18 protein-coding genes and 1 tRNA gene are annotated in these 26,009 nt (G+C 32.3%); 9 read left to right on the top strand and 10 right to left on the bottom strand.

All coding sequences use genetic code 11. The features are described from left to right. Nucleotides 1-347: 347 nt before the first annotated feature. The 3 genes from KQA_RS0216330 to lepA all read left to right on the top strand — a co-directional run bounded on the left by KQA_RS0216330 (nucleotide 348) and on the right by lepA (nucleotide 6,248). Nucleotides 348-2,720: a galactose-binding domain-containing protein gene (locus KQA_RS0216330; RefSeq protein ID WP_010182621.1), complete on the top strand. Its 2,373-nt coding sequence runs from the start codon at nucleotides 348-350 to the stop codon at nucleotides 2,718-2,720. 330 nt (nucleotides 2,721-3,050) lie between these two features. Then, nucleotides 3,051-4,187, top strand: coding sequence for a hypothetical protein (locus KQA_RS0216325; RefSeq protein WP_010182619.1), 1,137 nt, complete (start codon nucleotides 3,051-3,053; stop codon nucleotides 4,185-4,187). Between the two features lie 264 nt (nucleotides 4,188-4,451). Further along, entirely contained in the window at nucleotides 4,452-6,248 is a 1,797-nt protein-coding gene (lepA, locus tag KQA_RS0216320) for a translation elongation factor 4 (RefSeq protein WP_010182618.1), read from the top strand. An 85-nt stretch (nucleotides 6,249-6,333) separates the two neighbouring features. On the opposite strand, the gene KQA_RS0216315 is transcribed toward lepA, so the two are convergent. Next, on the bottom strand, nucleotides 6,334-7,785 hold the full coding sequence (locus tag KQA_RS0216315; RefSeq protein WP_010182617.1) for a hypothetical protein: 1,452 nt from the start codon (nucleotides 7,783-7,785) through the stop codon (nucleotides 6,334-6,336). Between the two features lie 243 nt (nucleotides 7,786-8,028). On the opposite strand from KQA_RS0216315, the gene KQA_RS0216310 reads away from it, so the two are divergent. From KQA_RS0216310 to KQA_RS0216300, 3 genes are read left to right on the top strand one after another with little or no spacing between them, the layout of a single operon-like run. Then, nucleotides 8,029-8,544 (top strand): RNA polymerase sigma factor, encoded by a 516-nt coding sequence (locus KQA_RS0216310; RefSeq protein ID WP_010182616.1) that lies wholly within the window; start codon nucleotides 8,029-8,031, stop codon nucleotides 8,542-8,544. Nucleotides 8,545-8,578: 34 nt separating this feature from the next. Beyond that, nucleotides 8,579-9,487: a FecR family protein gene (locus tag KQA_RS0216305; protein WP_157366744.1), complete on the top strand. Its 909-nt coding sequence runs from the start codon at nucleotides 8,579-8,581 to the stop codon at nucleotides 9,485-9,487. Between the two features lie 4 nt (nucleotides 9,488-9,491). Further along, complete coding sequence (locus tag KQA_RS0216300; RefSeq protein WP_010182613.1) at nucleotides 9,492-12,068, top strand: TonB-dependent receptor; 2,577 nt, start codon at nucleotides 9,492-9,494, stop codon at nucleotides 12,066-12,068. 139 nt (nucleotides 12,069-12,207) lie between these two features. Here the strand turns inward: KQA_RS0216300 and KQA_RS0216295 are convergent, their stop codons facing one another. The 4 genes from KQA_RS0216295 to KQA_RS0216280 all read right to left on the bottom strand — a co-directional run bounded on the left by KQA_RS0216295 (nucleotide 12,208) and on the right by KQA_RS0216280 (nucleotide 15,858). After that, a complete protein-coding gene (locus tag KQA_RS0216295; protein ID WP_010182612.1) occupies nucleotides 12,208-13,743 on the bottom strand; it encodes a T9SS type A sorting domain-containing protein in 1,536 nt (511 codons plus the stop codon). 116 nt (nucleotides 13,744-13,859) lie between these two features. Next, nucleotides 13,860-15,113 carry an RNA polymerase sigma factor gene (locus KQA_RS0216290; protein WP_029209636.1) on the bottom strand — a complete coding sequence of 418 codons (1,254 nt, stop codon included), beginning with the start codon at nucleotides 15,111-15,113 and terminating at the stop codon, nucleotides 13,860-13,862. Next, entirely contained in the window at nucleotides 15,113-15,460 is a 348-nt protein-coding gene (locus KQA_RS0216285; RefSeq protein WP_029209635.1) for a YciI family protein, read from the bottom strand. The genes KQA_RS0216290 and KQA_RS0216285 overlap by 1 nt, the downstream gene beginning before the upstream one ends. A 194-nt stretch (nucleotides 15,461-15,654) precedes the next feature. Next, on the bottom strand, nucleotides 15,655-15,858 hold the full coding sequence (locus KQA_RS0216280) for a hypothetical protein (protein WP_010182607.1): 204 nt from the start codon (nucleotides 15,856-15,858) through the stop codon (nucleotides 15,655-15,657). Between the two features lie 139 nt (nucleotides 15,859-15,997). On the opposite strand from KQA_RS0216280, the gene dusB reads away from it, so the two are divergent. Then, entirely contained in the window at nucleotides 15,998-16,987 is a 990-nt protein-coding gene (gene dusB / locus KQA_RS0216275; protein WP_010182606.1) for a tRNA dihydrouridine synthase DusB, read from the top strand. 188 nt (nucleotides 16,988-17,175) lie between these two features. Here dusB and KQA_RS19710 read toward each other — a convergent pair whose 3' ends face one another. Both KQA_RS19710 and KQA_RS0216265 read right to left on the bottom strand, forming a co-directional pair. After that, nucleotides 17,176-19,890 carry a DUF7619 domain-containing protein gene (locus KQA_RS19710; protein WP_010182605.1) on the bottom strand — a complete coding sequence of 905 codons (2,715 nt, stop codon included), beginning with the start codon at nucleotides 19,888-19,890 and terminating at the stop codon, nucleotides 17,176-17,178. A gap of 430 nt (nucleotides 19,891-20,320) precedes the next feature. Next, nucleotides 20,321-21,478 carry an AraC family transcriptional regulator gene (locus KQA_RS0216265; RefSeq protein ID WP_010182602.1) on the bottom strand — a complete coding sequence of 386 codons (1,158 nt, stop codon included), beginning with the start codon at nucleotides 21,476-21,478 and terminating at the stop codon, nucleotides 20,321-20,323. 206 nt (nucleotides 21,479-21,684) lie between these two features. Here KQA_RS0216265 and rlmF point away from each other — a divergent pair, with 206 nt between their 5' ends. Beyond that, complete coding sequence (gene rlmF, locus KQA_RS0216260; protein ID WP_010182601.1) at nucleotides 21,685-22,584, top strand: 23S rRNA (adenine(1618)-N(6))-methyltransferase RlmF; 900 nt, start codon at nucleotides 21,685-21,687, stop codon at nucleotides 22,582-22,584. Nucleotides 22,585-22,718: 134 nt separating this feature from the next. Here rlmF and KQA_RS0216255 read toward each other — a convergent pair whose 3' ends face one another. From KQA_RS0216255 to KQA_RS0216245, 3 genes are read right to left on the bottom strand one after another with little or no spacing between them, the layout of a single operon-like run. Continuing rightward, nucleotides 22,719-23,921, bottom strand: coding sequence for an ABC transporter permease (locus tag KQA_RS0216255; protein WP_010182600.1), 1,203 nt, complete (start codon nucleotides 23,919-23,921; stop codon nucleotides 22,719-22,721). 3 nt (nucleotides 23,922-23,924) lie between these two features. Further along, entirely contained in the window at nucleotides 23,925-24,317 is a 393-nt protein-coding gene (gene rbfA, locus KQA_RS0216250) for a 30S ribosome-binding factor RbfA (RefSeq protein ID WP_010182599.1), read from the bottom strand. Nucleotides 24,318-24,346: 29 nt separating this feature from the next. Continuing rightward, a complete protein-coding gene (locus KQA_RS0216245; RefSeq protein ID WP_010182598.1) occupies nucleotides 24,347-25,342 on the bottom strand; it encodes a DUF2927 domain-containing protein in 996 nt (331 codons plus the stop codon). Between the two features lie 275 nt (nucleotides 25,343-25,617). Between KQA_RS0216245 and KQA_RS0216240 the strand changes: the two genes are divergently transcribed. Next, nucleotides 25,618-25,691 (top strand) — tRNA-Ile (locus KQA_RS0216240). Nucleotides 25,692-26,009 lie beyond the last annotated feature (318 nt).

Below are 26,009 nucleotides of genomic sequence, written 5' to 3'. Positions count from 1 at the left end.
ACTAGCAATCACCATTATATTAATGCTTTTATGCGAAAATATTAAATTAAAATCGTATTATTGCAGGAATAATTGAATTTAGTTAAAAAAAAATAATTCTTTTTTTTAACTAATTTTTGTGTATTAGAAAAATTTGAATTTCACTAAAAAAGCAAACAACTTACTGAAAATCAAAAAATAACGCAATCAAAAAAAAATAAAATCAAGTAAGAGCATTCTTTCCTTTAAAAAATTACTACAGCTTTTAAAGCCTTTTAAACACCTAAATACCCTACTTTAACGTTTTAGTGAGCTTATTTTTGTTATTTTAGCGACTTAAAAAACAACAACAACAACTCAATTAATACATGAAAAAAATTTATACTATTCTGCTTTTATTGGTGGCTCAAGCACTATTTGCACAAAGAGACGATAAAGGCTTAAATTTTAACAACAGACCCCTACCTACTAACCTAAGAAATATTGCTTCATGGGAATTAATTAAAGATTTATCTGACGACTTTAATTATGCAAGCAAACAAAATGCAAAATTTGGAAGTACATGGGACGAAAAGTATAATCCTGATCCAGGATTTGCTGGTCCTGGACAAACAAGATGGAACGTCGCTGGCTCAGCTTCATTTAATAACAATTATGTTAAATTAAATAATGGTAGCTTAGAAATTAGATCTTTCCCGGGTGCTGCTAATCCAGGTGGAAGAAGAAATTTCACAGATCGTTTTGTTAACTGTGGAATCATTAGTTCAAAAAAGACGATTACATACCCTGTTTACATGGAAGCTCGTATAAAAGTTTCTAATCTAGAAAATTCTTCAAATTTTTGGATGCTTAACGCATGTGATAATGAAGAAATTGATGTACTTGAATGTTATGGAGGCGCTAAACAAAGAGACAACAATGGAAATTTAACAGGTGGTGACAATCCCTTTTACACTACTCAAATGTCCGTTAACCAACACATATGGCACCGAAGAGGTGGACAAAACCACGGAGGAGAGACGGCAAATTGTGGAGGACAAAATTTAACAGATTTTACTTATCAAGTATACTTTACTACTGATGCAAGTGGTACTGGTACCGCTCGAAATTGGAGAGATGACTTTCACACTTTTGGTGTATACTGGGGTAGTCCAACGGAAGTAACTTACTATATAGATGGCGTACCTAGATTTAATGGTAATCATTATGTACCTAATCGAATCGCTAATGGACTAACAGGAAGTTTAGCTGACGCACGTTTACAATGTCCTAATTCAAGCGTTTTACGTTGTGAAACTGATGCTTTACTGAAAGATGTACAAGGAAGAAGCTCTGGAGGATCTGCTTATCCAAACAGAGAGTTTAATGACCCTACTTTTATTATCATAGATACAGAATCGCACTCGGGAAGACCTTTAGAAAGCGTTGCTAATTTAAATAACAATACCTTAAACGTAATGAAGGTAGACTGGGTACGTGTTTACAGACCTACTTTTAATGGAAGTACTCCAGCATCAGAACCTGTTGTTGAGGCTCCGGCTCCAACTCCTGCACCTGCGCCTACATCTGGTGGAGATGCTAGTAATTTAACAAACTTAGCATTAAACAAAACTATTACACAATCAAGTGACTATAATGCTAATTTTACTGCCAACAAAGCTAACGATGGAAATAGAAATAACATTTCGCACACTTTAAATGAAGCAAATGCTTGGTTGGAACTTGATTTAGGTTCCGTAAATAATATTGACAATATTAAGGTTTGGAACAGAGAAAACTGCTGTAAAAACAGACTACAGAGTTACCAAATTTTTGTATCCGATGTACCTTTTACTTCAAAAGATATTGTTGCAACAGCAAATCAAAATGGTATGGGTGTATTTTTCCAAAATGGAATTGCACAAAGACCAACTACTCAAAGCATTGGGCGTACCGGACGTTATATTCGTATTCAGTTAACTGGAACAAACTTTTTACACCCTGCTGAAATTGAAGTTTTTGGAACTGCGAACTCCGCTCCAAACAATAATACTAATTCAAATCAATTATTGGCAAATGGTACGTACACTATTTCTAGTCCATTTAACAACCAAAGCTTATTGTCACGTCCATTAGAAAACCATGCTGCTAGAATGGTGAATACTGGTAATTTTGACGATCAAAAATGGGTGTTTAATCACTTAGGAAACGATGTATATACTATTAAAAACCTTGGAACTGGTAGGTATCTTGAAGTTTCAAATGCCAGATGTGCTAATGGTGCTTTAGTTCAAACTTGGACTAACAGTAATGGCAATCATAAAAAATGGAAAATTAGCAAAAATGGTGCTAACTACATTTTAAAGCCTAATCACTGTTTATCTAGAGCTTTAGATAGAGATAGAGGTGCAATTGACGCTAAAGTTCACCTATGGCAAGCCGTTTTAAATAATAATCAAAAATGGAAAGTGGAAAGAATTTTTAATGCGAATTCAAATGGTGCTAAAATTATTACTGACAACCAAACTATAGATAATAAATTTAAAGCTTATCCTAATCCTGCTGTTTTAGGAACTGATTTTACTTTAGAAGGCTTAAGTTTAGGAAATCAAATAAATATTTTAGACAGCACAGGGAAACTTGTAAAACAATTATATGCTAATGGTACTACGAAAACCATAAGCACATCAAACTTAATTACTGGTTTATATTTTATTAGTATAGATTACGGAAACTATGTAGTAAAATTAGTAGTTGAGTAAAACATATTTTTAAAAACATCTTTTTTTAAAGTCCTGTAAATTTATTTATGGGACTTTTTTTTGTTTAGCCCAATTATGTATCAAAAATTCGTTAAGGGTATTAAATACACTATAAAATCTAAATCTTTTTTAATTTTAACTTGTTCCCTATAACATCATTAAAGAGTCTCGTGAAACCTTTATTTTTTATGAGATTTTGATATAAGATAAATTTTCTGTCACATAATGTAAGCTAAATAACTTACAGTAGTACTTTTACTTCAAAAAACTATTTTTAAAATCGTCAAAGTCTATTTAAATTAGTTACTCCAATTTTAAGCAATGCGTATTATGTCTACTCAAACTAATCTTTTCGGATTTAATGAACCATCTATCCAAAATGATAATACATCTCCTGCTGTAATAAAGGTAAATTCAAAAGACAAACAAACTACAACGGACAAAATCAATAAAAAGATCCAAAAGATAGATAAGTTAAAAGCTAAGTTCGAAAAAGAAAAATCTAAGCTTGAAAAGATTAAAAAAGTGTACGCTAAAAAAGTTTCCCCTATTGAAAAAGAATTATTTACAGAAAAAGAAAATTTTGCAAACAAGCTTTTCAAGCATTACACTAGTAAAGGTTATGCCAAATGGCAAATGGAATTAATGGAAGAGACCTTAATGGAAGAGTGTGATTTTTTATTTAATTATGACTACCATACACCCACCCTACAAAATATTTATAAAACTATCCAACTAAATCAAGCGGAGCGGATGGATCCGATGGAAAAAGAATTTATGAATGATGTGGGCAGGGAAGTATTAAGTGATTTTGGTTTTGACGTAGATGACGATGACGACTTTAATTTTGAAGACTTTCTGAATAATGAAGAATTTTCAAAACAATACCAACAACAGCAACATGAATCACAAAAAGCCTATGATGAATCCTTAAAAAAAGAAAAGGTTATCAACACCAACAAACAATTCCAAAAACTCTATAAATCATTAGTTAAAAAAGTCCACCCAGATTTGGTTACCGTTCAGAAAGAAAAAGAGGAACGAGAGGTGTTAATGAAAAGATTATCTGAAACATGGGAACATAGAGATTACTATCAGTTATTACTATTAAAAGCTGAAATTGAAAAAAATAATAAAACCCATGCTATTGAAATTGATGAAGATCAATCTAAATCATTATTGATACAATTAGATCAAGAGATTCAACAATTGAATTCTGATATTTATATGTTTAAAGAAGCTGATGAAGAACATCATTTTTATTTTAAAAATTTTAATCATAGAAACGATAATATCCTGAACCAAAAAATATACAAATACATTGAATTTTTAACATTACAAAAGGAACAGACTGTTCTAGAATTTGAAAATTTAAAAACCAAAGCCGCTACCAAAAGGTATCTGCAAGAAAAGCGTAATGAGTTTGAAAATGTTGATGAGGATTTTTTTCCTTTCTTTTTTGAATGATTTTCCCAAATATTACCACATTATAGTTTAGCCAAAATAGTAAGTTATAGTAACTGGCAAAAATGTATCTTTGTGGGTTGAATAATCCTTGATTCTGGTGCTTATCCTAAAATCGATTATAAAAAATAGTTGTAATTGATGGAATACATAAGTGCTAACGGGCAGGGATAGCAGTGGAAATCCCACAGCCTGAGTGGAACGAAGTGCGAGGAATTGAAACGGATAGCCCGGTTTAGCCCGCCAAAAAGTGAAGACAAAAAGTTTATGAAGCATATTCGAAATTTTTGCATTATTGCGCATATTGATCATGGAAAAAGTACCCTAGCCGATCGTTTATTAGATGAAACGGCCACCGTAACTAAGCGAGAAGCTCAAGCACAGTTATTGGATAGCATGGACTTGGAACGTGAGCGTGGAATTACAATTAAAAGTCACGCTATTCAAATGGAATATACCCATGAGGGGCAAGAATATATTCTAAACCTTATTGATACTCCAGGCCATGTTGATTTTTCATATGAGGTTTCGAGGTCGATTGCAGCTTGCGAAGGAGCTTTACTTATTGTTGATGCTGCACAAAGTATACAAGCACAAACTATTTCAAATTTATATTTAGCGTTAGAGAATGATTTGGAAATTATTCCTGTGCTTAATAAAATCGATTTACCAAGTGCCAACCCAGAGGAGGTTACCGATGATATTGTTGATTTATTAGGTTGTGATCCTAGCGAGGTAATCCCAGCCAGTGCTAAAACCGGTATTGGTATTACCGAAATTTTAACGGCCATTATTGATCGTGTTCCTGCACCAAAAGGAAATCCAGATGCTCCGCTTAGGGCACTGATTTTTGACTCCGTATACAATCCTTTTAGAGGGGTTGAAACTTACTTTAGAGTTATGGACGGGGTAATTAAAAAAGGACAACACATAAAGTTTGTTGCTACCGAAGGTTTACACCACGCTGATGAAATTGGTACCTTAAAACTACAACAAGTAGTTAAAAAGGAAATAAAAACTGGCGATGTTGGTTACTTAATTACGGGTATTAAAGATGCCCGTGAGGTTAAAGTTGGAGATACCATTACTGATGCCAAAGAACCTACACAAGAAATTATTGGTGGTTTTGAAGATGTAAAACCTATGGTATTTGCTGGTATTTATCCGGTAGATACAGAGGATTACGAAGATTTACGTTCCTCAATGGAAAAACTCCAACTAAATGATGCTTCATTGGTGTTTACTCCCGAAAGCTCGGCGGCACTAGGATTTGGTTTCCGTTGTGGATTTTTAGGTATGCTACACCTTGAAATTATTCAAGAACGATTGGAGCGTGAATTTGATATGACCGTGATTACTACGGTACCTAACGTATCGTACCATGCCTTTACTAACAAAGAGCCCGATACTTTAATTTTGGTAAACAATCCTTCGGATTTGCCCGATCCTTCGACAATGAACCGTGTGGAGGAGCCTTTTATTAAAGCTACGATTATTACTAAATCTGATTTTGTGGGTAATGTAATGTCGCTTTGTATTGAAAAGCGTGGTGAAATTACCAATCAAACCTATTTAACTACGGAACGTGTAGAGCTTACTTTTGACATGCCTTTGGCAGAAATTGTTTTCGATTTTTATGATCGTTTAAAAACAGTGTCTAAAGGTTATGCCTCTTTTGACTATTCGCCTATTGGTATGCGCGAGTCTAAATTAGTTAAGGTTGATGTTCTTTTAAACGGAAATACCGTAGATGCACTTTCGGCACTTTTACACAAGGATAATGCCTACGATATTGGTAAAAAAATGTGCGAAAAATTAAAGGAATTGATTCCGCGTCAGCAATTTGATATTCCAATCCAAGCGGCTATTGGAGCAAAAATCATTTCGAGAGAAACGGTTAAAGCCCTACGTAAAGATGTAACTGCTAAATGTTATGGAGGTGATATTTCTCGTAAACGTAAATTACTTGAAAAGCAGAAAAAAGGTAAAAAACGTATGCGTCAGGTAGGTAATGTTGAAATACCTCAAGAAGCCTTTATGGCAGTATTGAAATTGAATGATTAATCATCATTAGCATATACATATAAAATAAAGAGGCTGTCTAATATACTTTTAGACAGCCTCTTTATTTTAGGTAATATTTAATAATCTACAGCTTTTCAAACACTAAGATGCTAACGATATTGTTCGTATCTATTCTTTCTAAACTTACTTTATTTGAAGTAAGGTTACTTTTTATTTTATAGCCTTCTTCTCCCTCAAAATTATTAAGTGACGTAAATTTTTCTAATTCATTCGAATTAGTTTCAATATCAATTAACAATCTTAAATCGTTATTTTCTAAATCCTTTGCAAACGCAAAAGTACCTTCGGCAGATAGCGAAGGGAATTGATTTTCTGGATCTTCGGGTTCAAAAACACCTACATCCAATACATTTTCATCTTCGTTATCGGTCAAAAATTCAAACTGAGTATTTTCAAAACCCGAAAGCTCGTTTATTTCTCCAATGGTAAAAAACGTAATTTTCCAAGCTTCATTCGGCATTTTATTTAGCAAAATATCTTTTAAGACCTGTAATTGTGTTATCTGCAAAAATTCATTTTCGGGTACTACTATTTTTTCAAAAACTAATGTAGCCGTTTCACCATCCTCATTCACTCCAATTAATATAAATTTGGTGTTCGTGATATCCTTTCGAATTTTATATCCCTCTAAGCCAAAATCATTAATAAATTTCAATTTTTCCAATTGAAGTGCCGTATTGGCTATAGCTATTTGAAACCTTAAATCATTATTTTCAGCATCTTTAAAAAATTCATTAGTCCCCGTGGTAGTTGGTGACAATTCATTCTTTTCAAATGCCTCGGGCTCATAAACAGCTATGCTTTGAGCTCCTTCATTTATTGCTTCAAAAACAAATTGAGTTTCCGTAAAATCTTCCGTTAGATTGATTTGACCAAATTCGGCTGAAATGATTTTCCAAGGTGATTCCAATGAGCTATTTTCTAATATATCCATAAATTCTTGCTGCTGATCTACCTGTAAAAATTCACTCTCTACAGGGGGGACTTCTGTCATAGTTTCTTTTTCAAGTTCCAAACTGACCTTTCCCCCAGTGGCATTGGATCCAATTAATGTTATTTTGCCACTCGTTATATTTTTTAAAACTTTATATCCTTCACTCCCATTGGGCGTATTAATCGCATCAAAATTTGTATTCTGCCCATTATTTTCACCTACTCGAAAAGGAAATCTAAGATCATCATTAACGGTATCCTTTACTATAATTATCGATCCCTTTGCTTCAACAACTTGAACTTCTAGTAACATTGACTCCGAAACTGAAAAAACAAAGTTGATTTCCGAAAAATCTGAGGTCAAATCATTTTGTCCTGATACTATCGAAGTAATTTTCCATGGATTTAGTAACGAATTATCCACCAGTATGTTTTGTAAAGCCTCTTTTTGATCAAACTGCAAAAAATCCGTCTCCGTAATTTCTTCTCTAGTTATTCCATTTATCCCTTCTTCTTGTTTTTCACAGGAAGCAAAAAACAGAAAACATAGGATAAATTTTAATAAAATATATTTCAATTTCATGATATACATATTAATGATATATGACTGTAACAGGACAAAATCAATTGACCCTACCTGTAGAGTTGATTTTTTTTCAATAATTTACACCCCTATAACGTAAAACTACTAATCCCTATTAAAAATCACCTCAAATTTTATTTTTTTAAATTACAGGGTAGGGTTTTTTATCGTTAACCGGTTATTAATATAACTAAACCTTACAAAATAGCTTTTAAATTACGTAAAGCTTATAAAAAACAACATATGGATAACCTACAATCAGTATGTAGTGAAAAAAATTATGAACTGCTTTATGACAAATACAGCAACTCATTATATAGCTTTATGTATTTCCGCTGCGGAAATGCAGACCAAGCTGCCGATCTAGTACAAGAAGCTTATATAAAGTTATGGAAAAATTGCGCAAAAGTATTTTTTGAAAAAGCCAAATCCTATTTATATACCGTAGCCAGTAATCACTTTTTAAATGAAGTGGCTCATGAAAAAGTAAAACTAACCTACCAAGTCACGGAATATCACTTGGACAGGAACTATGAAAACCCCGAATATGTTTTGGAGGAAAAAGAATATATGAGTACCCTTGAAACAGCAATTGCTAACTTAACAACTGCACAACGAGAGGTGTTTTTATTAAACAGAATTGAAGGCAAAAAATATAAAGAGATTTCAGAAATGCTTAACATTTCGGTAAAAGCGGTAGAAAAACGCATGCATTTGGCACTAATAAAATTAAGAGAAACACTAGGCGATAAAATATAGCTACACAAGCAATGTTGTTCCCTATAAAAATATTATGATGAATTTTAACGACGATACTTTTTTGGCCCGCTGGCTAAATAATGAATTAACTGATGAGGAGTTAAAAAACTTTAAGGCTTCTGATGATTACGCTAAATATGCTAAAATTGCTGAAAAAACTAAGCAATTTCAAATTCCCGCTTTTGATAAGGAAGGCATTAAAGCTACTATTCAAAGTACTATTCAAAAAAAGCCTTCAAAGCTTATTCCTTTATATACGCGTTGGGCATCTGTAGCAGCAGTCATTTTAATAGCGGTATTTGCTGGTACTTTTTATTGGATGAGTTTACCAAGTGTTTTTACTTCAAAAAATGGGGAACGCTTAGTATTTGAACTACCAGATGGTTCATCTGTTGAATTAAATGGAACCGCCTCTGTAAGCTTTTCAAAAAAAGATTGGAAACAAAACAAAAGAAACCTTAGCCTTACTGGTGAAGGTTATTTTAAAGTAAAAAAAGGCTCTAAATTTAATGTCCAAACCCCTAATGGAACAGTAAGTGTAGTGGGAACACAATTTAATGTACACAGTTTAAATGATTATTTTGCCGTGGAATGTTATGAAGGTAAAGTGAAAGTAGCACACAAAACCACTACAACTATGCTTACGCCAGGTCATGGGATTCGATTTAAAAATAAGCATTCAGAAAATATAGCTATAAGCAATACCATTCCCAATTGGATGAATAATAATTACAATTACAGTGCCGTTCCCTTACATGTAGTCCTTAACGATATTCAAAATGTTTACAAAATGACTATTGATTTACAAAAAGTGGATACCTCACAAGAATTTACAGGCAAACTGATTACCTATGATATTAATAAAGCATTAAAAGCTGTATGTACACCTATGGGATTAACTTATTCAATAAAAAAAGCTAATATTGTTATAAATAGTAACTAGTTATATGCGGATATGGATTATTCTTTTTTGGTTGTGTTGTCAATCCATTTTTGCTCAAAACACCACCAGCCTAATAAAAATCATTGAGGACTTATCAAGTACTTATGGGGTGGTATTTTCATATAAAGCTAGTGACATCGAAGTGTTTTCGGACATAACACTACCTACAGAAACTGATTTAAATACTATTTTATTTAGCATTCAAAAACAAACCAAGCTAAGTTTCGAAAAAATAGATCCTACCAACTATGTGATTTTAAAAAAAACTAATAAGTACACTATTATTAGTTGTGGTACGGTAACCGACCCTTTTGGAAACCCATTAGCTAATGTTATTATTTCTTCAAAAAACAAAATTACAAGCACCTCCAAAAATGGTTCCTTTCATTTAACTATAACAGATACTTTAAATAGTACGGTAAATTTTAACTTACAGGGCTTTAAAACTGCCAGCTTACCTAGTACTTATTTTAAAAAAAATTGTCAAAATGTTATTTTAAACAATGCCATTACTACTTTAAAAGAAGTCGTTATTTCCAATTACATCACCAAAGGAATGACTAAAAAGGAAAACGGAAGCATACAAATCAACTTGACAGATACGGGTATTTTGCCAGGTGTTATTGAACCCGATGTGCTTCAGTCCTTACAATTTATTCCCGGCGTACAAAGTCCAGATGAAACTGTTTCTGGATTACATATAAGAGGCAGCACCCCAGATCAAAACTTAGTATTATTTGATGGTGTTAAAGTATACCAGGATGCTCATTTTTTTGGACTAATCTCTGCTTTTAACCCCTATGTAATTAACAGTGTTCAACTTTACAGGTCTGCTACCAAAGCTAAATATGGAGGTCACGCTGGAGGGGTACTTTCCATAGGTGTAGACACTAAAATTCCACAAAAAAGTACCGCAGGAATCGGGACTACCTTTATCCATACAGACGCTTATGCAAAAATTCCATTGATTGCAAATAGACTGGCTTTATTTGCGTCGGCGCGCAGAAGCATTACTGATATTTCCAACAATATTACTTTTAAAAGATTTTCAGATGTTGCTTTTCAGAATACCGATATTTTAAATGGCCTAACTAATAGTTCCAACCAAATTTCTCAGGCTAAAAACACCTTTTTTTATCAAGATTATTTTAGCAAACTAATCTTTAAAGCCTCTGATAAATTAAGCCTAAACCTTAGTGTTATAGCGAATAAAAACAAGCTCTTTTTTAGAGGGATCGATAATTTTATTACTAGCGATTTTGAAGATAATATCACCGTAAAAAGTCACACACTTAACCAAAGCACACAATTTACTGATCCTATTTTTGGAAACCATAATTTACAACTTAGTAGGACTTCATATGATAAAAACTATGACGGATTAAATCAATTTGACCCAACAAGTCAAACGCCTAGGTTATTAGAAATTACTTTTGATAAGGAAAATTATGTACGAGAAACCTCAATAAATTACATAGGTAGCAAACAACTTTTCAAGCATGCTGTGTTAGAATTCGGTTATCAACGTAGTCGATCCGAAATTGGCTATGTAGTAGAAAATTATGGCGTTGATTTTACCTCCTTCAAAGAATCCTTAATTGGGGAAGAAACCTCACAATCCTTTTTTACTGATTTTGAACTAAAAACAAAAAAAATTCAGGCAAATATTGGTGTTCGCAGACAGTTTTTTAATAGATTAAACACCACTTTTTGGGAACCTCGTGTATTTGTAAACTATAAACTATTAGATAAATTTTGGATAAAAGCTTCCTTTGAACAAAAGCACCAGTCCATTAGTCAAGTAACGGATATAAGAAACGATGGGCTGGGTAATTTATTTGATAAACTATGGGTGGTTTCAACCCCTAATGATGTACCAATTCTTGCAAACACCCAAACTACTATTGGTATTGATTTTCAAAAAAAAGGCTGGACTATAGATATTGAAGCTTATCAAAAGGAATTGGATGGTATTGGTATTTTAATAACTAATGACATTACCAATCCACAAAACGTAACGGGAAGTAATACTGTAAAAGGAATAGATGTATTAGTAAAAAAACAATGGAAACATTACCAAACTTGGGTAAGTTATTCTTTTTCTGAAAGCAGATTTCAGTTCGAATCTATAAACAATAATATTCCTTTTGATGGATCTTTTGATACCCCACACAACTTAGTTTGGACCCACAGTGCTAATTACAACAATTTTGAATTCTCATTAGGCTACCGATACCATTCGGGCCTTCCATTTACTAATAAAAGTTTTGACAGTAATGCAGCACTGGCCAACTTTATTACTTTTGATACATTTAATGGCGAACGCTTACCCGATTATCATCGTTTGGATTTATCGGGCAGCTATTCTTTTCATTTGGATCGATCACATAAGATTAAAGCCAAAATTGGTTTTACACTACAAAACCTAACTAATAAAAGGAGCTTTTTATCTCGTGATTTTAGAGTTATTGAAACCTTAGATCCTAACGCTCCCATTGGAGCTACACGTGCCTTACTACAAAGAGCAGATCGCAAATCACTGGGACTTACACCTAATGTTGTTTTTAGGCTTCGTATTTGATTCCAGATTAAAATCAAAAAAGCAATATTGTTTGAAGTTGAAATACTTCAGACAATATTGCTTTTTATGTTATAAAATAGATTATGCTAACGTGAGTTCGAAATAAAAAAGTGTCAAAATCTCGTTATAAATCAACTACTTATAATTTCACAAAACGCTTTGTTTTTCCAAGTTCAGTTTTAATAAAATATACTCCCGCACCTACCGATGATTCAAATTCAATAATAATCGAATTTAAATCATCCGATTTTATTACGCGAATGGGTACGAGCTTTCCTTCCACATCCGCAACTTGAACATCAACACTACTGGTTCCTTGTACTTCAATGTATTGACTGGTTGGATTAGGGTACACAATTAAATCATTAGCCGATATACTATTTTCAAGTTTTTTGGCGCCAGATATTACTTCCCAATCAAAGGTTTCCCACCCCTGATCCGATGTTCCTCTAGCTCTTACAACACCATTATTTTCGGTCCATGCTGCTTGTAACCATTTCCCCGAATGCACACTTTTTAGGGCAACTTTACCATTGCCTTTTGATTTCCACTCAAAACGCTCCCAATCAAGTTTCCCATTGCCACTAGGTCGTACCGATGCTTGACTATCTTTATTAGGAACTTGAACGTATTTATTATTCACCAAAGCCTTTAACGCAACCCCTCCCTTAGGGTGCGACTCTACTCTAAACCGTTCCCAGCTCCCTACTCTTGTTCTATTCGCTATTAACCTGTTATTCGCAGCTTCGGCAGCCACATAGCCTCTATTTCCTCCTGTTTTTCGTAACGAAATTACTTTATTAATTGGAGCAGCTCCAGTACTTGGAGTATTACCGCCATTGCCAGGGCTTCCATTTTCTAATTTATAAACCCGAACCCAATCCACCAACATGGTGTTTTTAGAATTATCATTTAAATGACTTACTCTTGGTAATCCAATATTAGCCACACCAGCCGTTTCAAAAGGAAATACTTCGGTATCAAAAATCATGTGAAGTTGTTCATTTAATGCTCTTCGGGGTACAATTTTCATTACTTGATTCCCATTGTAATAAAAAAGTAATTCGTTCGGGCTTTTCCACCAAAAGCCAAAATTATGGAACCTGTCACGTCCCTTAAACGGCATGGTCCACTTAGCAGCTAAAGGACGAAGTCCTGCAAATTTTCCATAATAATGCGTATTAGCATCATATTGGAATTCTTTGGAGGCCACATTTCTATTGGCAGGGTTTCCAATATGCTCAATCACATCAATTTCGGAAAAAGCACCTACCCGAAACCAAAATGAGGAGGTCATGGATAAATTTGAAGCTTTCATTCGGCATTCATAATAATAGCCTGGTTTAGCCGATTTGTTTTTTGAAACTAATGCTGCTGCATCCACCCAATGATCTTTAAACTTATCATTTACCGAATTCGGATTTCTAAAAAGTGTTGATTTTAAGCGTAAAAAACCACCCGACTGTGTGGTATTGCCTTTTTTAAATTGACTTGGCAGTCTTCCTTTCCAAAAAGGATGGTAATCAAACCATTTTTGACTATTAATTTGACTTCCAGAGAATTCATCAGAAAGTTCGTTAACCTTAGTCCATTGTTTTCCTGCTGGGGGGCTTGGTTGAGCAAAAGCCATAAGTGAGCAGCATCCAAAAATGGATGTGATAATTTTTAATTTCATAATTTTTTGATTTGAACGTTGTTAATTATCAAAAATACACAACAAAAAATTACCAAATCAAAACATATATGTTAAAAATTACATCAACTATTCAAAAAATTAACAATTAATTAAGTTTAATTGCTTGTTTTAATTGTCAACTCTTTTTTCTTATTCAATAAATAAGTTTTTTCTGCGCTATTTTTCACATGCTTTAATGCTTCTTCCATTTGAATTAAAGCCAAGCCTATTTGTTCTTTTTCCAAATGATATTCAGCCCAAGCTCCGTAATAAAGATAGGCGCGTTGATTAAAATCGGCAGCAGTTAACTCATTTAATATACGGTATGCAGCTGTAAATTCACGAAGCTGCAATTTGACCATAGCTATATTTAATATAATCATTGGGGATGGATTCAAGCTATACAACTGCCCATACCATTCATCTATTTTTGTCCAATTGGTGTTTTTAAAACTTGAGGCTTTTAAATGTTCACAAGCTATAGCAGCTTCATAATGATATACCGAAAAAACGGGTGCCTCTACAGCTTTAAACATGCAGCTATTCCCCAATTCTATTAAAGGAAAATACCATTGGTTTCGATCTTGATTTTTCAAATCAACAATTTCATTTTCGGTAGTTAATTTACTTTCTAACCTAGCCGCATGAAAACACATTAATGCAAAAAGCGCATAGGTATCACTATTGCGTACCGTTTTATTTTTTAATAGCAACTGGCACAAACGCATAGCCTCGCCGCACAAGTCTTTTCTAATTAAAATATCTTGTTTATTGGAGTGAAATCCTTCATTGAACATCAAATACAACACAGATAAAACGCTATGCAAACGTTTGGGCAAGGCATTCCCAACAGGGATTTTAAATGAAATTTGTTGTTCTTTAATTATTTTACGTGCTCTGGTTAATCGTTTTTTAATGGTTTCTTCCTTTGTTAATAGTGCCGAAGCTATTTCCTTACTACTAAAGCCTGATATAGTTCTTAGTGCGAAAGCAATTTGATCAGTTACATGCAATTTTGGATGGCATGAAGTAAAAATCATGCGCAACTGACTATCTTCAATTTCACTATCTAAAAAAAGTTCGGTAATTAACATAGCTTCCGAACTTGAGCCTACTATGTGTTCTCTTCCTTTTGAAGCTTTTATTTGCCGAAACAAATCCAGCACTCTATTTTTAGCCGCCTTTGTTAACCAAGCTTCTGGGTTATCGGGTGGGTGATTGCGCCAGCTCAATGCTGCTTTTACAAAGGTATCCTGAACGGCATCTTCAATAGTTTCTAAATGCTGTAATCCAAAAATACGTGTCAATATGGAAACCATCTTTCCGTAATGATGTCTGAAAAGATGGTCAATGCTTGATTGGTTCTCCATTAATTATCAAACTCCATTACTTCTCTAATTTCAACACTACTACCTAAATCATAATCCGGAAAATCTTGTGCTATTTTTTTAGCTCCGTCAAGGTCAGCAGCAGATACTACATAATAACCCCCTATTAATTCTTTTGATTCAATAGCTACATTATCTGTAGTTACACGATCAGGCCCTGAAATACGCGTTATTGAATCATGTAAAGCTTCTCCAGAATGTACAATTCCTTCTGCCGACATTTTTTCGTGCCAAGTAAACCATCTATCCATTCTGTTTTGCATTTCTTCAGGTGAAAAACCTAAGTCTTCGTAACTAGTTCCAGTAAAAATTAACATGAATTTTTTCATACTATTTATATTTAATTGGTTTATTTTTAAGTTTTAACAAATTATTCCAAAACAATTTTTTTTATACTTTAATTCAATTACATAGCTACACACTCAAATATATGAATTCCCTTATTTTCATATGGATGGCCCCAAAATAATAATTTTGCCTCTTCCAAATCTTCTGCTTTAACTATTGAATATCCACCTATAAATTAATTAGGATCTTCCATAGCGGCTATTTGGTCCAAGGGCGTTCCTGGCAGGAATGGATGGCCTAAATCCACAATACGATTTTTATTTTTAGCCTCCCATGTGCTCCATGATTCATTTACCGCTTTTAAATCACGTTCACTTAAAGACTCATACACCGCTTTTGATTTGGGTGTTGAATAATAAATGGCAACAAATTTTTTCATTTTAATTTATTTAATTGGTTTATTTACTACTATGACGAAGCTATTAGTTAATTAAGGGACAACTTTTTGTTTTTTTTTCAAATGCTTGTGGCGGATTAAAAAGTAATATCTTTGCAGCAATTATAATTTTCGAGATCAATTGGCAAAAATAGGAGACATAGATGTAGGCAATTTTCCATTGTTGTTAGCTCCCATGGAAGATGTTAGCGATCCCCCTTTTAGAGCTTTGTGCAAAGAACAAGGGGCGGATGTAGTGTATACCGAGTTTATATCCTCGGAGGGTTTAATTAGAGACGCGGCAAAAAGTGTAATGAAACTGGATATTTATGAAAAAGAACGTCCTGTAGGTATTCAAATTTTTGGCGCCAATTTAGATTCCATGCTGCGATCCGTAGAAATTGTAGAAGCTTCCAAACCTGACATTATTGATATTAATTTTGGATGCCCAGTAAAAAAGGTGGTTAGCAAAGGGGCTGGTGCTGGTATTTTAAAGGATATCGACCTTATGGTAAAACTTACCGAAGCTATGGTAAAGCATACCCATTTGCCTGTAACCGTAAAAACGCGTTTAGGTTGGGATCACGATTCCATACGCATTGTAGAAGTTGCCGAACGTTTACAAGATGTTGGCTGCAAATCTATTGCCATTCACGGACGTACCCGAGCACAATTATACAAAGGTGAAGCCGATTGGAAACCTATTGCCGAAGTAAAAAATAACCAACGTATGCATATTCCTGTATTTGGAAATGGCGATGTAGATAGCCCAGAACGTGCTGTTGAAATGCGAGATCAATACGGGTTAGATGGCGCCATGATCGGACGTGCAAGTATTGGGTATCCATGGTTTTTTAATGAAGTAAAACACTTTTTTGAAACTGGAGAGCATAAAGCTCCACCAACTATTGCCGAACGTGTTGAAGTGGCCAAACGCCATCTAGAAATGTCCATAGGCTGGAAAGGTGAAAAATTAGGTATTGTAGAAACCCGAAGGCATTATACCAATTATTTTAAAGGAATTAGAGACATTAAACCTTACCGACAACGTTTAGTGACTACCGATGCTCCCGGGGATGTATTTGGTATACTCGATGAAATTAATGATCGATTTGCTGAATATACTTTTTAATATCGGGGTTCGAATCCTATCATCATACATTAAAGTGGACTTAAAAAAATTTAATATTACTCGGCTAATTAAAATTAACTATTAAATCCACAACCAAAATAGTTGCAGATTTAATAGTTAATTTTGAAGCTACTTATACTTTAAAAACAGCTTCACACATAACGATATTATTTCTAAATATAATCACTCTATATTTTAACAAATGAACTTTTAAATATTCCTTTATTAGTTTGAACAGAAATAAAATGTACTCCTTCAAAAAGATGCGTTACAAATATTTCATCGAAATTGACAAAATAAATTCCCACTAAATTTCCAGAAAAATCCATAATAGTAACGTTTTGAATAGTTACACTTGGATCTTTAATTGACAATGATATTATTGATTCAGCTGGATTAGGGTATAAACTAAAATAAGTATCAAAAACGGGGATTTCATTTACTTCTTTCTTTATGGTTACCACTTCATTATTCGTAATTATCGGCGGGTTGAAATCAAAGTAGATTGAAGCTTTATTGGCTATAGTATCACCCTCATTTAAATTAATTTTAGTTTTAATTTTAAATAAAACATATCCATCATTGGTGTCATCTTCAAATGGTAAATTAATAGCATTAAAATTAAATTCTATTCTATTTTCTTCGATTATAGTTGTGGTATAAGAATGACTTCCTTTTAAAGGGACAAATGATTCTATATCTAATTTTGAAGTATCTATTTTATCAACAATCTTAACATTAACAGCTTCTGCAGATCCTTTATTTTCAAAACGTATTAAATAATGCAAATACTTACCTACATCATTAGGATCTAAAATATTACCTTCTAAGCATGTTTTATCATTTGGGTCATATGAATTAACGATGTCCTGAGAAAATTCAAATTGATTATTTGAAGGATCAGCATCCAAATCGCTTATAATTACATCGGCTAAGTAATTTATTACATCTCCCCCATTTAATGGAGGCGTATCTGTAGGTCTATTTAGTACAAATTTTACGTTTATTTCACCAAACTGCATTGGTGACAAATTGCTGAAATTCCAACTTAATGATCCTGAACTATTGTTAACCACTGGTATTGATGAACTTGTAAATGTTGCTATATCTGAATCATATTTGAATGCTATGCTACCTGACTGAGTCGTTGTTCCTATATTTGAATATCTAATTAAATATTCTGATTCAAACCCAGGTCTAGCTCTATTTAATGGAATTATTTGAATTTCTAAATCATTAAAATTACCTCTTGGGCCTACACAAAATTCTTTTAATACGGTATCTAAATCCGTAGGCAATTCTTTCGAAAAGTCAAATTGTGGACCATTAAATAGAAAAAGGTCGTCATTACCAATATCTGCAAAAAATGAATACGTCCCATAGTCCAAATTAAACGCATATACACCAAGATCATTAGGAAATACAGTTAAAGGTACACCTCCACTAGCAGGCAATGCGGAAATTTTAATGGAAGATAAAAAAGAGGGGTCGTTTGAATCGCATCCATCTCCATCAATATCATAAATAATTTTTCCTTCAAAATTTACAAAACTATCTTGACAATTATCCGAAACGATAACTTTATCTTGCTGATTTGCATCTAATACACGATCGTTTACCAAAGTAATAAACTGATTATCCACACATATAAATTGTAAATTAGGTGTGTTATTTAGAAACATACCAAAGCCAGTAGTTTCTCCAATAGTAAATGGTTGACCAGTAGCTAAAACACTAATTAAATTTATATTATGGCTAAAATCAACAATGAATAAATCATTATTTCTTACATCTAATTGAGTAATCATATTATGAGCAACAAAAAGCCTTTCAAGCTTAATGTTCTGTAATACATTAAGCTCTGATAATTTATTCCTAGAGACATTTAAAATTTCTAATCGCTCATTTTTGGTGAGATCAAGCGTTTTTAAATTATTTGATTCCAATAATACTGTAAGTAACCTAGTGTTTTTTGAGATATCTATTTCAGTTAAATTATTATTTACTAATTCTAACCTAGACAATTTTTTATTTAATGTAAGATCTATAGAAGATATTTTATTATTGTTAAGGTTTAAACTATTTAACTCTAAATTATAAGATAAATCAATGGTGCTTATGTTACTATTTTCAACTTCTAAAAGAGATAATTTTGAAAGACTTGATACATCTATAGTATTTAATAAAGTACCTCCAAAAACTTGAATTATTGTTAAATCTCGTAATCTACTACTGTTGTTGTCTACATTTAAAGTGTTTAAGGCTGTACAATTTAAAACAAGAAGCCTTCCAATTTCATTATTGGAAATATCAACTGTTTTTAATTTAGTTAAATTTCTTAAACGAAAATATCCTCTTACCTCATTGTTACTTATATCTAAATTTTCTAGTATTAAATTTTTTGACAAATCAAGTTGATACATATCTGTATTATTGATTTGTAGTGTTTTTAAATTTATGTTACTAGATACATTTAGTTTATAAGGAGGAAAAAAATCCATTCCTTGTAATCGCAATACTTCCAGGTTTACATTTTTTTCAATATTTATCTGAGAAAAACTTCTATTATTATTTATAAGGTTTAATTCTTTCAACGCTAAATTTTGTGATAAATCTGCAAACCTTATTAGTTGATTTTCGATGTGTAAAACTTCTAAAGATTCAAAATATTTAATTTCACCTATAGCTATTACTTTTGGATTAACCCCAGATGTAATTTTAATTTTAGTAATCAATTTTGCTTCGTCAACATCGATATCAAGATCACCGTCCATATCAATCTTAGGAATATGATCTAATAATGCCTGTTTAAAATTAGAGTCTTGAAATTGTATTTTTCTTTGTGCATGGGCATAAAAACATAACATGAGTAATGCTATGAAAAATAAAAAATTGTTTTTCATAATTATTATTTTAATTGGTTAATTGATTTTCAAAAAAGAGTATGCTGTCTCCGTAACGCTCAATTCGGTAACGTAATGGGGTTCAACAAAATTCGGTTTACTTATACGATGGACTTATCTGTAACTCGTATTACACATTGTAAAAAAAATAATTTTTTACTGTTGAATCTAAATGATTGATTTATAGTATTTGCTTTATATGCTTTTTTAAAATTAAAAAATCATCCTCTTCAATACAGGTAGTTTATCTCAAAAAAATTAATTTAATACTAATAATCCTTAATACGATGATAAAAAATAGGGTTAAACTTTTCATGATAGGTAGTTTTGGTTAATTGCTCTAAATATTTTCATAAAGTTGATTATGAATTATTTACATCAAATAAACCAAATAAATCTCTTAAAAAAGTACAGCTAGAAGATCCTGTACCTATACTTTAGTATTTTTTGTGATTTTCCTATACTGAGAAGGTGTCATTCCAGTAAATCTTTTAAAAATTGTATTAAAAGTAGATTTTGCTTTAAAACCTGATTCTTCTGCAATAGCAATTATTGTATAATTTTTTAACTTCAGATCCGTTAATTTCGCTTTTGCAGTATTCACCCTTAATTGATTTATATACGTATAAAAAGAAGCTGTCATATGTTGATTCAAAAGATAAGACAATTTCTTGTCTGTGATTGACAACTTTTCAGCAAGTATTCCTAATGATAAATCTGGATCTAAAAACCATTTATTATTTAGCATTTCTACTTCTAATTTTTCTTGTATTTCAATCATTTCTTCTCTGTCGTATTCAAATTTTTTTGTTGATATTACAGCTGACTCAACAACAGAAATTTCAGTTTGTTTTTGCAAACCGTGTTTCTTTAAAAAGAATTCGGGGATTAACACTTCTGTTTGCATAATACCATGATAGGCTAAATATATAATTAAAAATACTACTAAAATTGCTACAGGAAAAACAGCTCCCTCGAAATCACTTATAGTAAGCTCATAAATAGTAATTGATATATCTACTGTTATTACTAAAAGTGTGGCATAAATTAATTTTTTTAACCAGCCTAAATCAATTTTATCTTTATTTGAATAAAATTCTTCTATAAGATATTGTCCTTTTTTAAGAATTTTTAATGCAAAAATGCAGTAAACCAATGAGTAAACGATACTAAATGCATAGGCATTTTCCCAACCTGTTCTTAAATGATTAAAAACGTTGGGATTGCTCTGCATTTTATAAAGTGTTGGAAAACTCGCAAAAAGCACATACAAAAAAGGAAGCAAAAAATGTATCCAATTTTTCTCCCAAATAGTATGAGAAGGCAATAAAATAAACTTTACATAAAGAAACAATAATGGCCCTATAGTTATTGGTATAGCATCTTGAAAAATAAACATACTGAAAAACAACATTTTATTTTTAAAGGCATAACCTAAAAAGCAAAACTGAGTAACTAAAATGAATAAAAAAATAATAAAAAGTACTTTATAATGATATGCCTTACGCTCATTTTTCCCTAAAATATAGAGTATTAAGATGTTTACTATAATTCCAAGATTAAGTATAAAGTCTAAAATAAGTGTCATTAAATTGGGGTTTTGTACCAACTTCCTAACTTAAAAAATACTTCATTCTTAAATGCAACAATTAACTTTTCCTTAATGACTACTTGTTTTTTTATTTGGCATCAAAAAAAATTATGTTTTTTTTTAAAGATTAATGAATTAAATGAACTATAATACAACTTAAATAATATTATATAATAACTTGTACAACAAATAAAACATCACTTTTGAAAAAAGCAAATTTACATCCTAGGAATAAACATATAGAACGTTACGATTTTGATGTATTAACCACGACATTACCTGCACTAAAAGAATTTGTTAGACCTAATCAATACGGAGATTTATCTATTGATTTTTCAAATCCTACAGGCGTAAAAGCATTGAATAGTGCTTTATTAAAACACTACTACAATATTGATTTTTGGGATATTCCCGAAGGTCATTTATGTTCCCCTATTCCTGGCAGAGCGGATTATATTCATTACATAGCTGATTTATTGGCCGAGCATAACAATAACAACATTCCAACAGGAGAAAAAACCATATGTTTAGATATTGGTGTTGGGGCTAATTGTGTGTACCCAATTATTGGAAATAGTGCGTATGGCTGGTCATTTATTGGTTCCGATATTTCGGAAGTTGCTCTAGCTTCCGCTGAAAGTATTATATCAAAGAACCCACAATTGAATGGCAAAGTTGATTTACGTTTGCAAGGCAATCCAAACTCTATTTTTAGAGATATCCTTAAAGAGGATGAACACATTGCAATAAGTATTTGTAATCCTCCTTTTCACGCTTCTGCGGAAGCAGCCTTGAGTAGTAATTTTAGAAAAGTTAAAAACCTAACTGGTCAAGAAATTGAAAACCCAGAACTAAATTTTGGAGGACAACACAACGAACTTTGGTGCGAAGGTGGTGAATTAAAGTTTATAAAAAACATCATTTTCCAAAGTAGAAACTACAAAAATAATTGCACTTGGTTTAGTTCATTAGTATCCAAAAAAGATCATATTCGCCCTTTGAAAAAAGCTTTAAAAGAAGCCGAAGTTGCCTCATTTAAAGTCATACCTATGGGTCAAGGAAATAAAGTGAGTAGAATTATTGCTTGGACGTTTTTTGAATAAGATTAAATGAGGTTAGAGGTTAGAGGTTAGAGGTTAGAGGTTAGAGGTTAGAGGAAAACTACCCTATGATTTTCTTAGTATGTGCTCTTTACCCTTTTTTTAACAACACTCTCATTATTGATGAGATTAAAAAACTAATCCACTAGAATTTCTTTTTTTATACTTAGCGAAGCTATACTTGATGCTATTACTCCTAATACATAAAGTGTAGCTAACACTATAATTCCATTTAAAAAACTAAGTTGAGTTGGGTAAGCCAATGTTGGCGTAATCATTACTAAACCTGAAGCTTGTTGAATTTGAATTAAAATTACTCCCAAAAAAACACCTAACAATCCACCTAAAATGGTCATTAACATGCCTTGTAAAAAAAAGATGAGTCTTATTTTTTTTAGGCTAGCACCTAACTTATGTAGCGTTTGTAGGTTTCGTTTTTTATCAATAATCATCATTATCATAGCTCCAATCAAACTAAATAGAGCCACAATAAGTACTAATGTAAATAACAGGTAGACAATTAAGTTTTCGGTATTTAGCATTTTATACATCGCATCATTTAATTGAATACGACTTTTAACTATAATTGTACTTCCAAAAATCTCTTCTAAACGAGTACGTATGTATCCATAATTTGCTTGAGACGAAAGTCGTAGTTCAATATGCGATACTTTATTTTTATCTAAGTTTAACAAACCACGAGCCAAATTAATATGCGTAAACACATATTTCTGATCCATTTCATTGGTCAGTTGATAAATACCACTAACCACCACTTTTTCGGTTTTAAAGGCCTCTAGCAAATTAGTAATTTGCCCTTTTCCAGCCTTTGGCATTACCAAATCAAGCGGCGTCTCGTAATTATTTATTCCTAGACTAAGTGCATTACTAATTTGATTCCCTAACACTACATAAAAGTCCTTATCTCCTATCCAATCCCCATAATCAAGTATACTATCAACAGCTATTACTTTGGGGTAATTAGCGTCAACCCCTTTAATGGTAGCATTTTGTCTTTTTTGCTTAAAATTTAGGATAACTTGATTTTCAACTATACTTGAAAAAGAAACTACGCCATCTAATTTGGCTATTTGTTGCTTTTGAGTTTCGGTGATATCAAAAAACTTCCCTTGCGCAGGGGATACTTTTACATCGGGATCAGCAATGGAAGTATGTTCTAAATGAAGACTTTTTAAACCATCAAAAGCAGAAAGTACTACGAATAGGCTTAACGCTCCGACAACTATTCCAACTGCCGCTATAGCTGTAATTATATTTATGGCTTGTGTGGAACCACGAGAAAATAAATACCGTTTAGCTATATACAGTGGGAATTTCAAAAATTATTTCTTTTTGCGTTTTTCTAACAATTCAGTATCGTAAATTGGGTTTTCGGTCCCTTTCACGGCTTCATCAATACGTTCAATATACTCTAAAGAATCATCAATAAAAAATTCTAATTCTGGCATACGTCGTAATTGATGTTTTGTTTTTAACGCTACTTGGTGTTTTATTTGTGATTTTACTTCAGTGACATCTCTTAATACATTTTCTGCTTCGGTATGTGGAAAAATACTCATGTATACTTTTGAAATAGATAAATCTGTGGTCACAGTAACCTTAGTTACAGAAACTAATACGCCATTTACTCCCCCTTCACGTAATGCCTGACTAATTACGTCGGCAATATCCTTTTGCAATACTCCTGCAATTTTTTTCTGTCTGTTTGTTTCCATACTGCAAAAATACGGCTTTTAGGCTAATCTTAATCTTCAAAAAAAGACTTCCTATTATTCCTTAAAACTTGATCCACTTCGGACTCCGTTTGTTTTGGTAAAATTAGTGGGTTGTATAATGTTTTAATTACAAAAATATCATCGGCACTTAAACTTTCTGCTCTTGAAGGAGTAAACAATACACTATTTTCATCTTTAGAATGCCCAAGTCCTAATATATGTAGTATTTCATGTTTAACTGTTGACTTCCGAACGACTCCATTATTTACCCTTAACCATATTTTTCCTTTTGTAATGGATTTAGCTTTGCCATCCGAAAAAGTACTTGCTATACCGGATCCTTTCTCGTTAGGAATAAAATTTTCAATGTAGTTTGGTCTGTCATTCTTATAATCATCAATTGAGCTAAAGTATACTTCTACATTTGATGCATCTATTGAACTTACTAGCTTTAATTTCAGCTCACTTGAAAAACCTGTTAATTCATTTAGAAACTCCTCAATTAACTTAACATCATTAACCTTAAAATCACCCGAAAGAAAGAAACTAATCTCATCATTCCATTTACTGATATATTTATTTGGCGACTTCCTTTCTTGTTTAAAAGCTAAAAACTTAAATACATCAATTAATCTATTATCCGCTGTTGCTATTTCTTTTTTCTTACTTGGAAAAGTAACCTCAATAGCTATTTCAATAGTTGTAGATAAATCTCCGTCACTTACCTTTACTGTTAAATCGTATTTTACCTCATTAGCTACAGCCGATATCAATTTAATTTCTCCAGTAATGGCATCAACTGCAAAAGGAGTATTTTTTTCAACTAACTCATAATTTAAAGTATCTCCTTCATTATCTGATGCTACAACAACTCCAATGACATCATTTTCAGACAATTCTTCTTTGATTAAAAAAGACTGATCTATCGAAATAGGTTTTGTATTTACAGACTCCGTATCACGCTCTTTTGAACAACTTAGACTTAAAGATATCATCAATACACCTAATATACATTTCAATTTCATAAATCTTCTGTCTAATTTTTAAGACGGCAAAGATAAAATCAAAAATGATTATTAATAAGTTTTTACTTACTATAAAAATGTTAATTTAAACTATAATGCTATTTTAACATCTTTTAAATGCAATTATAAAGGTTTAATTACATTAATTGTTATATCACCTATTTTATTCAAAATAATTAAAATCTTATTATTTATGCATTTTGTTTTGCTCACATTAGCTTAATTATATACATTTGCAAACTGAATTTTACATCACTTGTGATTTTAAAAATTCTGGCCCTATAACTCAGCTGGTTAGAGTATCTGACTCATAATCAGAAAGTCCATGGTTCGAGCCCATGTGGGGCCACGTTAATAATCAAAGAGTTACGTTTTGTCAACGTAGCTCTTTTTTGGTTTATAGAAGAATTTGCCCGTTTTTCAAGTCTTTTTAAATGCTTTAATAACTTTTTTGAATCCGTTTTGGCAATTATTTAGGTAAAATAGAATACAATAAGGTGTTTTCTATTTATATTATTTCCCCAAAAATCTCCGCAAAAACCCCTTCCGCCTCTCTAGCACTAACGTAAATAAACTATCCGCTTGAGAGCCGTGGTTTTGGAATTTGTGGCTATTTCGGAGTGACCATGCCAGTGATTTCGGTCAAACAGTGCCACTCATAGAGGTA

The organism is Aquimarina agarilytica ZC1 (assembly GCF_000255455.1).
GTDB lineage: Bacteria > Bacteroidota > Bacteroidia > Flavobacteriales > Flavobacteriaceae > Aquimarina > Aquimarina agarilytica.
This window is presented reverse-complemented; position numbering and strand designations above follow the sequence as displayed.